The sequence below is a fragment of the Pseudomonas sp. B21-021 genome (assembly GCF_024749205.1).
Lineage (GTDB): Bacteria > Pseudomonadota > Gammaproteobacteria > Pseudomonadales > Pseudomonadaceae > Aquipseudomonas > Aquipseudomonas paraglycinae.
In genome coordinates this window covers 5,741,072-5,754,249 of record NZ_CP087192.1, presented here as the reverse complement: position 1 = coordinate 5,754,249, position 13,178 = coordinate 5,741,072, and the positions used below count along the sequence as shown (strand labels likewise).

Genomic DNA, 13,178 nt, shown 5'->3' with positions numbered 1-13,178 from the left:
TAGTGTACCGGCCTCGTGGCGAACGAGCAGGCAAAAAAGAAGGGCACCCGGTGCCCTTCTTTTTTCTCGCCGCCGTTACTGGGCGGACTTTTGCTTCAGACGCTCGAGGATAGCGTTGGCGCTGCCTTCGTTCGGCGTGATGCCGGCTTCGCGCAGCTTGCGATCCAGATCGTTGCCGGTCGAAGCATCGGCCAGCTCGTCGGCAGCACTCAGCTCGGCAGCGCGTTGCTGCTGCTTGGCTTGCAGACGGTTCAAGGTGCCGACAGCGGTTTCCAGCTTGCCGTTGGCGCCGCCGCTGGCGATCGAGGCGCTGACCTGCGCTTTCTGCACGCTTTCACGGGCCTTGGCCATGTCCACTTGCTGGCGCAGGCTCTTGATCCGCGCTTCGGCCTTGTTGATGTCCTTGCGCATGTTGTCGGCGTAGGTGCCGAACTCGTCGCTCTGCTTCTTCTCGACGCCCAGGTCGTTGGTCAGAGTCGAGATCGCTTCGGCCACTTCCAGCGCCAGGTCTTCACGGCCGGCGTTCAGGGCGGAAACGGCTTTGGCTTCCAGGTCCCTGATCTTGGCTTCGTACTCGCTCACGCGGTCGGCGGACAGTTTGTGCTTGGCCATGATGGTGACCAGTTCGCGACGGGCGTTGGACAGCGCGCTGTCGGCGTCACGGATTTCCTGATCGAGGATGCGCAGGGCCTGTTGGTCGGCGATCGCTTCGCCGACTTCGTTGGCGCCGCCGCGCAGCGCGGTGAACAACTTGCTCCAGATGGACTGAGTCATTGGATATTCCCTGTTGATTACTTGAAGAAGTGTTCGAAGGCTTCGCTGGCGCGCTGCACGTTGTCGACCAGGGTTTTCACCTCGGTGACCACGTTGGTCAGGCTCGAGTCGGCACTCAGTGCACCGAACATGTTGTAGACGGTCTGGCCGTTGGGCATGGTCTCGATGCCGATCGACGACAGCGGGAACATTTCCCGGCTGCGCAGCACGGCGTCGTTGAACGCGCGCACGTCGGTGATCGAATCGATGTCCACCAGCACGGTGTCGACGATGATCTGCTGACCGGCGAGGGCAATGTGAATCGGCAGACCGCCGAATTCGTTCATTTCCAGCTTGAGGCTGGGTTCGGAGCTCTGGATCAGAGACAGCGTGATCTCTTGCGAAGCCACCTCGTCCAGCGCCTTGAAAGCGTTGTAGAGGCTATCGATGTTCCAGTTGTTGCCTGCGCTCATGTAATTCTCCGACATGAATGAGCCAGCCAGAATCGGTTGGCGTAGCTGTTGCTCCATTTGCTTGAGCAAGCTTCGGTTTTCCGGAAGCACCCAAGTTTCGTGTTTCACATAACCGGCGGCAGCCAGGCCCGCGCGCATCTGCTTCATATAGAAGCTCGACGGTTTTTTTGCGGACGGTGTCGAGCGCACTCCCTTTGGGCTCTCTGACTTAGTGGCAGGGGAGCGGCTTTTCATGGCGATGACTCCGTTATGAACATCTCACGCGTGAGCAACACTACAACCAATTCAAAGTGCCATCAATGGCTCACGCGTGAGATTTTTATGACACGCGAAAAAACGCCCGCAGCGAGGCGGGCGCAGATTTTTCTGGTTGTATCAGAGCAGGGCTTAGCGGCTGGCAGCGAGGAACTCGTCGGTGGACACCACGCTGGCGTAGGCAAACCCCAGCGCCGACATGAATGCCGCATGCACGTGGGCGGCCGGCACGGTCAGGCCGTTGAATTCCAGGTCACGGCTGGCGCAGGCATCGTGAATCACCGTGACGCTGTAGCCCAGATCTGCCGCCGCACGGGTGATGCCGTCGACGCACATGTGGCTCATGCTGCCGACCACCACCAGCTCCTTGATGCCCTGTTCGTCGAGGATCGATTGCAGCTCGGTTTCGCGGAACGAGTTGACGAAATGCTTGAGCACCACCGGCTCGTCGGCGCGGTTGAGCACTTTCGGATGCAGCTTGGCGCCCTCGGAGCCCGGAGTAAAAAACGGCGCTTCGGGCGAGGTGAATTCGTGGCGGATGTGCACCACCGAATCACCGGCCTCGCGGAACGCCGCGATCAGCCGGGCGGCGTTGTCGGCGGCGGCGTCGGCACCGGCCAGCGGCCACTTGCCTTGGGGGAAGTAGTCGTTCTGGATATCGACTACGATGAGCGCTTGCTTGGCCATGGGTGTGTCCTCGAAGTGAACGTTGGGTGTGGGCTCAGTATTGGCGCCGACCACGTTTTCGAGGATTGGCCGCACCGACAATACACAGGGGAAAACTGACAATGGACGCGAAACCGGCAGTCGTCGAACTGGGTGTGCTGATCTATCCCGGCGCGCAGCTGGCGGCGGTGCATGGGTTGACCGACCTGTTCGCGGTGGCCAACCGGGTCGCTGCCGAGCACCAGAGTGCGCAGTTGCCGCGCTTGCGGGTCAGCCATTGGCAGGTCGAGGGCGATCAATCGCCGGTGCGGGTCCACGACAGCGACCCTGGCGCCGAAGCGGGTCTGGTGGCGGTCGTGATTCCGCCGTCCATTGGCGGTTTTTCGGCAGCCCAGGTGCCCACCGGGCTGATTCACTGGCTGCGCGAGCAACACGCCCGCGGCGCCACCCTCGGCGGGGTGTGCGTCGGTTCTCTGCTGCTGGCCGAAAGCGGTCTGCTCGACGGCCGCAGCGCCACCACGCACTGGACGTCAGCCAAGGCGTTCGCGGAGCGATATCCACACATTAAACTCAAAGCCGACACACCGATTGTCGATGACGGCGACCTGATCACCACGGCCGGTTTGATGGCCTGGTCGGAACTGGGGCTACGGCTGGTCGATCGTCTGCTCGGGCCGAGCATCGCCAGCGCGACCGCGCGATTCCTGGTGGTGGAACACAGCGACAGCGCCAGTGCCTGCGGCAGCAATTTCGCCCCGATCCTCAATCATGGCGACGGGGCGATTCTCAAGGTTCAGCACTGGCTGCAAGGCAATGGCGCGACCGATGTCTCGCTGACGGCGATGGCCGAACGCGCGGGCCTCGAAGAACGTACTTTCCTGCGCCGTTTCCGCGCGGCGACCGGCCTGAAACCCACCGAATACTGCCAGCACCTGCGGGTCGGCAAGGCCCGGGAAATGCTCGAGTTCACCAACGGCACCATCGACAACATTGCGTGGACGGTGGGCTATCAGGATCCGGGAGCCTTTCGCGCGACGTTCAAGAAAATCACCGGGCTGGCGCCGAGTGAATACCGCACGCGATTCGGCGTCAGTCCGCCGCCGGCCGTGGCGAAGTAGTAAGCACCTGTCGTGCAAAATGCCGGAGCCCACAGTGCAGTCGTGCAGATTGAAACAGGCGCGGTGCCAGCACGGGTTTTTCAAGTGGCTGATTTGCAGGGCGTTTCAGGCAAGCCCCGGTTGGCCTGATCTCTGCACCCTCTGACCTACATTCAACCCGCCGTTGGAAGGGGGACGCATGACCCCGACATCCCGCAGGAAAGTGGTCGTCGCCCACTCGGTTCGACCCGGCGCGCCACAACATGAAGTGCAGACCAACAAAGCCCTCGCGCGATGGCTGGCGCAGATCCTTGGCCTCAAGTTCGGCGGCAGTTACGACGCCGAAAAGCATCGCGGCCGGGATATTTATCTGTTGCCGACCCAGACCCTCGTCGGCGCGGCGGCCCGCGAACTGGGCGTGAGCGGTCCGGATGATCTGTGGGGCGGTTTCGTCGAGCACGATTTCATCTGCACCAAAGCCATCAGCCACGGTTTGCGCAGCCATCAGGCCCATGCGCCGCAAGGCTGGTCGCCGCTGTTTTCCGAGCGGGTGCGCACCGTGGTGCTGGACGGGCTCAGCGTCTTTGCGCTGGAGGATGCACGGCCCGCCGCCGAACATCTGTTGTACAGCGGGCCGATCCGGATCAAGCCGATCCACGCCTGCGCCGGGCGCGGTCAGGAAGTAATCAAGAGCCTGGATGCGTTCGACGAAATCCTCGCCCGACCCGAGGCCGGAGAACTGTTCAGCGATGGCGTGGTGCTGGAGCAGGATTTGAGTCAGGTGGTCACCCACAGCGTTGGCCAGTCGTTCATCGGCGACCGGGTGCTGAGTTACTGCGGTGATCAATACTTGACCAAAGATGCCCACGGCGAGGAAGTGTACGGCGGCTCGAACCTGCTCGTGGTGCAGGGCGGTTATGAGGATCTGCTGACGCTGGATCTGCCCGACGACGTGCGTCTGGCGATCCAGCAGGCGCAGGTCTTCGACCGGGCGGCGGACGAAGCCTATCCGCGTTTTTATGCCTCGCGGCGCAATTACGACATCGCCCAGGGCCTGGACAGCGAAGGCCGGCCGCGCAGTGGCGTGCTCGAACAGTCCTGGCGCATGGGCGGCGCCAGCAGCGCGGAAGTGGCGGCGCTGCAAAGTTTCGTCAACGATCCCTCGATGCGCGCGATCCGCGTGTCGTCGGTGGAAACCTATATCGATCAGGCCCTGCCGGCGGATGCCATCGAGGTGTATCGCGGGCCGGCCGAGAACAGCGACTTTCTCCTCAAATATGTAACGGTCAAATCCTATGACGGCTAGAAGCGAAAGCATTCAAATCGACATTGATGATGAACAGATGAGCGGGACGTTCCTCAGTCCCAAATCGAAAGTCCCCGGCGTGTTGTTCGTGCACGGCTGGGGCGGCAGTCAGGAGCGGGATCTGGAACGGGCCAAAGGTATCGCCGGCCTGGGTTGTGTGTGCCTGACGTTCGACCTGCGCGGGCACACCGGCGGCACCGGCATTCCGCTGAGCCGGGTGACCCGCGAAGATAACCTGCGTGACTTGCTGGCGGCTTACGACCGACTGCTCGCTCATCCGGCGCTGGATACCTCGGCCATTGCGGTGGTGGGCACCAGCTATGGCGGATATCTCGCCTCGATCCTCACCTCGCTGCGCCCGGTGCGTTGGCTGGCGCTGCGGGTGCCGGCGTTGTACCGCGACGAGCAATGGCACACGCCCAAGCGAGATCTGGACAAGGCCGACCTGCGCGATTATCGCGGCACCCTGGTGCGCGCCGACAGCAACCGCGCCTTACACGCCTGCTCGCAATTCACCGGGGACGTGCTGCTGGTGCAATCGGAAACCGATGACTACGTGCCCCACGCGACGATCATGAGTTACCGCGCCGCGTGCCAGCAGACCCACTCGCTGACTCACCGCATCATCGATGGCGCCGACCATGCCCTGAGCGATCCGACCTCGCAGCAGGCCTACACCTCGATCCTGGTCGACTGGATCACCGAAATGGTGGTGGGCGAGCGGTTGAGCATCATTCAGTCGCGCTGATCAGATTTGGGTTTCTTCTCGATCCGCAACGCCTTGGCCTTGGCTTCCACCACCAGGTACATCAGCACGGTGATCAGCAGCGGCAGCAGGAAATAGATCGCCCGGTACGCCAGCAACCCCGCCACCAGACTGCCGCGCGAAGCCTCGTGTTGCAGCAGTGCCACGAACACCGCTTCCAGTACGCCGAGCCCGGCGGGAATGTGGGTGATGACACCGGCAATCGCGCTGATCAACAGCACCCCGAGAACCAGCGGGTAGTCGAGCTTGCTCGGCAGCAAGGTGAAAATCACCGCCGCCATCAGCGACCAGTTCAGCGCCCCGAGCAGTAATTGCAGGACCGCCATGCGCAGCGACGGCAGGTTGATTTCTACCCCGCGAATCGACCACTCGCGCCGCCGGGAAAACTGGCAGGCGACCAGATAGCCGACACTGACCAACAGCAGCAACACGCCAATGCCCTGCAACGCACCGCTGCTGATTTTCCAGCCCGGTGGCATCCGCACCAGCCCGCTAGCGAACACCACGCCGGCGATGGTCATGTAGCCGAACCAGTTGGTCGCCAGGCTCAGGCCGAGGATCTTGGCGATGTTGCTTTTGCTCACCCCGAGCCGCGAATACAGGCGATAGCGCATGGCGATCCCGCCGACCCATGCGCTCAAGTTGAGATTGAAGGCGTAGCTGATGACGCCCACCGGCAGAATCTGTTTCCAGGTCAGATCCTGACGAATGTAGGTGCGGCCGATCAGGTCGAAACTGGCGTACACCAGAAAGCTCAGCAGGGTCAGGCTGGAGGCAATGATCAGCGTGCGCACCTTGAAGTCGGCGAGAGTTTGCAGCACCTCGGCCCATTCGATGCGGCTGGCGAACATCGTCAGCAGCACGATCAGCGCGAGGAAAAACAGCAGGGTCAGCGGACGCTTCCAGCGGCTCCAGCGGGACTTGCCCGCCGGTGCCGGATGCACCGCCGCGTGGGCTTCGGAATGGCTCATGACGGATCGCTCCCGGCGGCGTGGGTGAAGGGTTTGAGCCGTGGCTTGTGCGCCGGCAGCCAGCCGGCCATCGCCGGGAAATGCCGCAGGAAGTGAAACACCAGAAAGCCCACGGTCATGTGCCAGATTCGCCCGCGCGGCGACTTCGCGGCGTCCATCGCCTTGCAATGGTTGTGGCTGAGGTCTTCGAGGCGCTCGAACAAGTGGCGATTGAAGGCGCGGTCGCGGATCAGCACGTTGGCTTCCAGGTTCAGCGACAGGCTCAGCGGGTCGAGATTGCTCGAACCGACGGTGCTCCATTCCTCGTCCACCAGCGCCACTTTGCCGTGCAGTGGCCGCTCGCAATATTCGTGAATCTGCACCCCGGCCTTGAGCAGGTAGTCGTAGGTCATGCGCGCGGCGAGTTTGGCCACCAGCATGTCCGGCTGGCCCTGCAGAATCAGCCGCACTTCGACTCCGCGCCGGGCCGCGTTGCGGATTTCGCGCAGCAGGCGATAGCCGGGAAAGAAGTAGGCGTTGGCGATCACCACCCGCCGTTGGGCGCGGCGCAGTACCTGCAAATAAACGTCTTCGATGTCGGTGTTGTGCCGGTCGTTATCTCGAAACACCAGCCGCACCTGGCCGTCGTGATCATCGAACGCCATCTCGGCACGACGCTGCCGGCGCCGTTGCCACCAGAACCGTGCGCGTCCCGGTCGGCCGCTTTGCAGCAGGGCGAAATGATGGATGTCGGCCACGGCCGGGCCCTGAACTTCCACCGAATAATCCTGCTTCGCTTCGGGACCGAAATCGGCCAGGTGATCGCCGGAAAAATTGATCCCGCCGATGAACGCAATCAACCCGTCGACCACCACGATCTTGCGGTGGAGGCGGCGGAACCAGTTGGTGCGAATGCCCAAGCGTTTCGGGGCCGGATCGAAGATTTGCAAATGCACGCCGGCATCGCTCAACGCGGTCAGATAACCGGTGCTCAATTCGCCACAACCGAAGCCGTCGAGGCTGACGGTGGTGCGTACGCCACGCCGGGCGGCATCGATCAGGATCTCCTGCAATTCCTTGCCGACCTTGTCTTCGAAGACGATGAAGGTCTCCAACAGGATTTCGCTTTTCGCCGCGCGCATCGCTTCGAACACCCGGGGAAAATATTCCTCGCCGTTTTCCAGCAGCTCGAGCCGGTTGTTGCCCTGCCAGCGATACTCGACATCGACGGTGCCAGGCTCGCGCACGGGCGGGGTGATGCTGACCGGCTCCACGGCGGATTTCTCCAACGGTGCACTGCTCATAGTTCTATCTCCACCGACAGCGGCGCGTGGTCGGAAAGGTGTGACCAGGGACGGTTCGCCAGCACTTTGGGCTGACTGGCCTTGAGGTTGCGTACGTAGATCCGGTCCAGGCGCAGCAGCGGCAGGCGCGCGGGAAAACTGCGCGCCGGTTTGCCGTGATGCGCCGCAAACACTTCGCGCAGGCCACAGGGTTCAAGCAAGGCATCGGCGCGCTGGCGCCAGTCGTTGAAATCGCCGGCGACGATCACCGGCGCGTCACTGGGCAGCTCGGAAAGGCGTTCTCGCAGCAAGCCCAGTTGATCGTTGCGATGGCTTTCGCGCAGGCCCAGATGGACGCAGATCGCATGTACTTCACGGTCGTCTCCCGGCAGGCGCAGCACGCAGTGCAACAGGCCGCGGTTTTCATGGCCGCTGATCGAAACGTCGAGATTGTCATGGCGCACGATCTGGAATTTCGACAGCACTGCATTGCCGTGATCGCCGTCCGGATAGACCGCATTGCGCCCGTAGGCGAACTGCGGCCAAAGGCTGTCGGCGAGAAACTCGTATTGCGGCATCGTCGGCCAGTTTTCGTAGCGTTTGGGATGGTGTTCGTGGGTGCCGTGGACTTCCTGAAGAAACACCACATCGGCGGACACGCTGCGCACCGCTTCGCGCAATTCCGGCAGGATGAAACGCCGGTTCAGTGCGGTGAAACCCTTGTGGGTGTTGACCGTCAGCACGGTGAAACGGCGCACCGTGGTGATGACCGTGGACTGCTCGTCGGTGAAGCCGACCGGCTCGGGAATGCTCATGCGAGTACCCCTTCGGCGGCCGGTTCGCCGGGCGCGGTTTCGAGGTTCTTATCCAGATCGAATCGCTGCAACAGGCTGCGGGCATCGAACGGCGCGCGGACCTTGATGTCGTTGTCGAAGTAGCAGAAAACCTCGCGGGATTTACGGGCACGAGGCTTCAAGCGCGGCGCGATCAAATGGGCGTCGCCCGGTTGCCGGCCATGGTGCCAGGCGTCGATCCGTTCGGCCCAGCGTTGCAGCGCGGCACGGGTGTAACCGCTGGCGTAGAGCTCTTCGGCACCGTGCAGGCGCAGGTAGACGAAATCGCTGGTCAGGTCTTCGCGGTACGGCCATTTCCCGGCGGTGTCGGCGATCACCAGCGCGGTGTTGTAGCGTTTGAGCAAGCGCACGAAGTCGGGGTCGATGAAACTGTCGTTGCGGATTTCCACGGCATGGCGCAGCGGTTTTTTACCGTAGGCCTTCAGGCTCGCGTGGCCGTGCAGGTGTGAATCGTGCTGGCGGGCGAGGTCGGCGGCGGCCTGGGTGTCGTGGGGCAACTGATCGAGAAAGGCTTCGAAGCGCTCGGGGTCGAACGTGAAGTTGGGCGGAAATTGCCAGAGGACCGGGCCGAATTTTTCCTTCAGTTCCAGCACCCCGGAGGCGAAGAAATTGGCCAGGGGTTTTTCGATATCGCGCAGGCGGCGGATGTGGGTGATGAAGCGGGGCGCCTTGATGCTGAACACGAAGTCATCCGGCGTTTCGGCGTACCACTGGGCGTAGCGTTCCGGCCGTTGCAGGGCGTAGAACGATCCGTTGATTTCGATGCTGTTGACCGCCCGTGAGGCGAACTGCAATTCGCGTTTCTGCGCCAGCCCCTTGGGGTAAAAGTCCCCGCGCCACGGGGCGTAACGCCAGCCTGAAATACCGATATGAATCGTTGCCATGCCGCCCTCCCGTCGAAAGTCCCCGTACGGCCTCTGTCTGTGGATGACTGCGGGCGGTTGGGGAAAGTTTCGACAGGATTACGGACGGTCGGGTTGCGCCGGATTAGTGCCCGGTGACGATTCGGGTCGAGCCTTCGGCGGGTTCGGCGTACACCGGGCCCAGGCGATCGAGGCGACCGCTCCATGCCGTCAGGGCCAATGCCACCAGCACTACCAGGCCGCCGATCCATGCAGTGTGAATCAGGCCGATGTGCTCGACGATCAAACCGCCACCCCACGCACCGCCGGCAATCCCGAGGTTGAACGCGGCAATGTTCAGGCCTGATGCCACGTCCACGGCGTGCGGTGTGTGATGTTCAGCCTGACGCACCACATACACCTGCAAGCCCGGCACATTGCCGAAGGCGACTGCGCCCCAGACCAGCACGGTGGCCAGCGCCAGCCATGGGTTGCCGGCGGTGAAGGTGAGCACGAACAGCACGGCGGCGAGCAGGGCGAAGATGATTTTCAGCGCGCTGATCGGCCCGCGTTTGTCCGCCAGTTTGCCGCCCCAGATGTTGCCGACGGCCACCGACACGCCGTACACCAGCAACACCAGGCTGACGGTGCCGGCGCTGAAGCCGGAGATGTCCTGAAGGATCGGCGCCAGGAACGTGAAGGCGATGAACGAGCCGCCGTAACCGATGGCCGTCATGGCGTACACCAGCAGCAGGCGCGGTTGCTTGAGCACCTGCAATTGCTGTAACAGCGACGCGGGTTTGCTGTGGGCGATGTTTTTCGGCACGTACAACAAACTGCCGATGAACGCGATGACACCCAGCGCCGAAACGGCGAGGAAGGTTTCACGCCAGCCGAAATGCTGACCGATGAACGTGCCCAGCGGCACGCCGGTGACCAGCGCCACGGTCAGGCCGGTGAACATGATCGCAATCGCACTCGCAGCTTTTTCCTTGGGCACCAGGCTGGTGGCGATGGTCGAGCCGATAGAGAAGAACACGCCATGGGCCAGACCCGTGACGATCCGCGCCAGCACCAGTGATTCATAACTCGGCGCCAGCCAGGCCAGCAGGTTGCCGAGGGTGAACAGCACCATCAGCGACAGCAGCAACAGTTTGCGCGGGACTTTGCCGGTGAGGGCGGTCAGCACCGGCGCACCGATGGCTACGCCGAGGGCATACAGACTGACCAGCAGACCGGCGGACGGCAGGCTGACGCCGAGATCGGCGCCGATGGTGGGAAGCAGGCCAACGATGACGAACTCGGTCGTCCCGATGGCGAAAGCGCTGAGGGTCAGCGCGAGCAGGGCAATGGGCATGACGGCACTCCGGTTGAGGATTGAATGGAGCGCAGTGTCGGGGTTTGGCGGGGGTGGAAAAATACGGGGATGGGCATTTGATATTTGCGTGCGACGCAAATATCAGCCCTAACGCTGATCGTAAGGTGATCGTTCCCACGCTCTGCGTGGGAATGCCTCCGTGGACGCTCTGCGTCCGCTCTTCGAGACGCGGAGCGTCTCTGGCTGCATTCCCACGCGGAGCGTGGGAACGATCAACGAGGGGAGTGGAGCTTGGGAACGATCAACCGCAAAAACCGAACTTGCCGGGCCAAAACCGATCAGTTCCTTACAGGTTCAACCAAGGGAGCTCTGCGTTTTGACCAGGTTCAGGATCGCGATTCTATTGGGGGCATTGCTGTTGTTCGGCGGCAATGCAGTACAAGCCGCCAGCCTGCCGGGCGTTCCGGCGGCCAGTGAAGAGCCGGCCGAGCCGGAACCGATCGTGCAGGGCGGACTGCTCGGCGCCATCAGTTCCAGCATCGACGACGTGCAGGACAAACTCGATCTCAACGAGCATCTGGTCGACGCCTGGCGCCTGCGCGCCGACCGGGCGGCGGATGAAGTCGACAGGCTGGTCAACCAACCCTCGAACCGCTCCGGCTGGAGCGTGGCGGGGGATTTCCTGATGCTCTCCGGCGTGTGGCTGGGCACGTTTGCCGTGTTGACGGTGCTCGGCAGCGTGCTGGGCAAACGTCTGCGGGAAGGGCGCTGGCTGCGCACCCGCCAACGCAGTCAGGACCTGCTCGGTTACCTGTTGCCCTACACGCTGCCCGCGCTGATCTGCCTGCCGTTGACCCTGTACGTCAGCCATTTTCTGTCGGCCTCGGTCGGTCGCGCGCTGGCGCTGTGTTTTGCCTACGCCACCAGCAGCGGGATATTTTCCACGTCGATGCTGTTGTGCGTGGTGGTGATGTTTAACGTCGGCCACAAGCGCCGTGCGGTGCAGATCATCCGCGACTACTGCCCGAAACCGCTGTTCCTGATCGGCTTTCTCGCCGCCCTCAGCGATGCCCTGACCAGCCCGCAGATCGCCCGGCAACTGGGCGGCAACATCACCAGCAGCATCGCGGTGTTCACCGGTCTGCTGGCCTCGATCATCTTCGGTCTGCTGGTGATTCGCCTGCGTCGGCCGGTGGCGCACCTGATCCGCAATCGCCCGCTGGTCCAGCGTCTGAAACAGCCGTCGTTGCAGGAGTCGCTGCGGATTTTTTCCGGGCTCTGGTACTGGCCGATCGTGCTGATGGTGCTGGTCTCGGCGGTCAATCTGATCGGCATCGGCGAGGACAATCAAAAGGCCCTGCGCTGTGCGCTGTTCACCACCGTGCTGCTGATCGGCACGGTGTTTCTCAGCACCGTGCTGCAACACCTGTTCAAGTCGCGCAAGGCCGAGGCAATCCAGCGCAGCAGTGCCTACAAGGAGCGTTTCCTCAGCCTGTTGCATGCGTTGCTGCGGATCGTCATCGCAATTGCATTCATCGATATCCTCGGGCGGATATGGGGCGTGTCGCTGCTCGACTTTGCGCAAAGCAGCACGGTCGGCCGGGCGATCAGCAATGCCCTGAGCAGCATCGGCCTGATCTTCCTCGTGACATGGCTGCTGTGGGTGGTGCTCGACACGGCGATTCAGGAAGCACTAAAACCGCCGGTCAGCAAACGCTCGGCGCGCCAGCCCAGCACCCGGGTGAAAACCATCCTGCCGCTGCTGCGCAACGCGATCAAAATCATCCTGGTGGTGATCTGTGCGATCACCACCATGGCCAATCTGGGGATCAACGTCGCGCCGCTGCTGGCCGGTGCCGGGGTGGTCGGCCTGGCCATCGGTTTCGGCTCGCAGCAACTGGTGCAGGACGTGATCACCGGGCTGTTCATCATCATCGAAGACACCCTGTCGATCGGCGATTGGGTGGTGCTCGATTCCGGGCACGCCGGCACGGTCGAAGGCCTGACCATTCGCACCTTGCGCCTGCGCGATGGCAAGGGCTTCGTGCACTCGGTGCCGTTCGGCCAGATCAAGGCGGTGACCAACCAATCGCGGCAGTTTGCGTTCGCGTTTTTCTCGGTGCAGGTCACCTACGACACCGATGTCGACAAGGCCATTGAGCTGATCCGCGAGGCGGGGGATTCGATTCGCGAAGACCCGTTCCTCAAGTACAACCTGCAAGGGCCGCTGGATGTATTTGGCGTAGACAAGATGGACCTGAACGGCGTGGTGCTGACCGCGCAATTTCGCACAGTGTCGGGCGGGCAATATGCGGTGAGCCGCGCGTTCAACCAGCGTTTGAAAAAGCTTGTGGATAACAGCCCGTGGGTGCATTTCGCCCAGACTTATCCACAGCAGGTTTTGCTGCCCAAACGCCAGGAAGAAGAGGTGGCGCCGGTGCATTCGTCGGTAGTGTTGCCGGAGCAATCGCCGACTCAATAGGCGTTCTTGTAGTGCATGTGCCGGCCCTTTCGCGGGCAAGCCCGCTCCCACAGTAATTGGGCGGTGCCTGCTATTTCGGCATCACAAAGAACCCTGTGGGAGCGGGCTTGGTCCGGGCGGCGATCCGACGAAG

At 62.5% G+C, this 13,178-nt stretch carries 12 protein-coding genes; 4 read left to right on the top strand and 8 right to left on the bottom strand.

All coding sequences use genetic code 11. The features are described from left to right. Positions 1–75 precede the first annotated feature (75 nt). The 3 genes from LOY31_RS25895 to LOY31_RS25885 form a co-directional block, all read right to left on the bottom strand. Positions 76–774, bottom strand: coding sequence for a PspA/IM30 family protein (locus tag LOY31_RS25895; protein ID WP_103385518.1), 699 nt, complete (start codon positions 772–774; stop codon positions 76–78). A 17-nt stretch (positions 775–791) separates the two neighbouring features. Then, positions 792–1,460, bottom strand: a complete 669-nt coding sequence (locus tag LOY31_RS25890) for a YjfI family protein (RefSeq protein ID WP_007955624.1) — start codon at positions 1,458–1,460, stop codon at positions 792–794. 153 nt (positions 1,461–1,613) lie between these two features. Then, positions 1,614–2,168 (bottom strand): cysteine hydrolase family protein, encoded by a 555-nt coding sequence (locus LOY31_RS25885; RefSeq protein WP_085609130.1) that lies wholly within the window; start codon positions 2,166–2,168, stop codon positions 1,614–1,616. Between the two features lie 101 nt (positions 2,169–2,269). On the opposite strand from LOY31_RS25885, the gene LOY31_RS25880 reads away from it, so the two are divergent. From LOY31_RS25880 to LOY31_RS25870, 3 genes are all read left to right on the top strand, one after another. Next, on the top strand, positions 2,270–3,265 hold the full coding sequence (locus LOY31_RS25880; protein ID WP_221535150.1) for a GlxA family transcriptional regulator: 996 nt from the start codon (positions 2,270–2,272) through the stop codon (positions 3,263–3,265). 178 nt (positions 3,266–3,443) lie between these two features. Then, positions 3,444–4,550 (top strand): DUF3182 family protein, encoded by a 1,107-nt coding sequence (locus tag LOY31_RS25875; protein ID WP_258712411.1) that lies wholly within the window; start codon positions 3,444–3,446, stop codon positions 4,548–4,550. After that, positions 4,540–5,298, top strand: a complete 759-nt coding sequence (locus tag LOY31_RS25870) for a S9 family peptidase (RefSeq protein ID WP_007955615.1) — start codon at positions 4,540–4,542, stop codon at positions 5,296–5,298. Before LOY31_RS25875 ends, LOY31_RS25870 begins: the two co-directional genes overlap by 11 nt. On the opposite strand, the gene LOY31_RS25865 is transcribed toward LOY31_RS25870, so the two are convergent. The 5 genes from LOY31_RS25865 to LOY31_RS25845 form a co-directional block, all read right to left on the bottom strand. Continuing rightward, positions 5,286–6,287 (bottom strand): lysylphosphatidylglycerol synthase domain-containing protein, encoded by a 1,002-nt coding sequence (locus tag LOY31_RS25865; protein WP_258712410.1) that lies wholly within the window; start codon positions 6,285–6,287, stop codon positions 5,286–5,288. The two genes, LOY31_RS25870 and LOY31_RS25865, sit on opposite strands and share 13 nt — an antisense overlap. Beyond that, positions 6,284–7,570, bottom strand: coding sequence for a cardiolipin synthase ClsB (gene clsB, locus LOY31_RS25860; RefSeq protein ID WP_007955611.1), 1,287 nt, complete (start codon positions 7,568–7,570; stop codon positions 6,284–6,286). Before clsB ends, LOY31_RS25865 begins: the two co-directional genes overlap by 4 nt. Continuing rightward, complete coding sequence (locus LOY31_RS25855; RefSeq protein ID WP_258712409.1) at positions 7,567–8,364, bottom strand: endonuclease/exonuclease/phosphatase family protein; 798 nt, start codon at positions 8,362–8,364, stop codon at positions 7,567–7,569. The genes clsB and LOY31_RS25855 overlap by 4 nt, the downstream gene beginning before the upstream one ends. After that, positions 8,361–9,287 (bottom strand): DUF72 domain-containing protein, encoded by a 927-nt coding sequence (locus tag LOY31_RS25850; RefSeq protein WP_258712408.1) that lies wholly within the window; start codon positions 9,285–9,287, stop codon positions 8,361–8,363. Before LOY31_RS25850 ends, LOY31_RS25855 begins: the two co-directional genes overlap by 4 nt. 103 nt (positions 9,288–9,390) lie before the next feature. Next, complete coding sequence (locus LOY31_RS25845; RefSeq protein WP_258712407.1) at positions 9,391–10,602, bottom strand: MFS transporter; 1,212 nt, start codon at positions 10,600–10,602, stop codon at positions 9,391–9,393. 337 nt (positions 10,603–10,939) lie between these two features. Between LOY31_RS25845 and LOY31_RS25840 the strand changes: the two genes are divergently transcribed. Continuing rightward, entirely contained in the window at positions 10,940–13,045 is a 2,106-nt protein-coding gene (locus LOY31_RS25840; RefSeq protein ID WP_258712406.1) for a mechanosensitive ion channel family protein, read from the top strand. Positions 13,046–13,178: the final 133 nt, after the last annotated feature.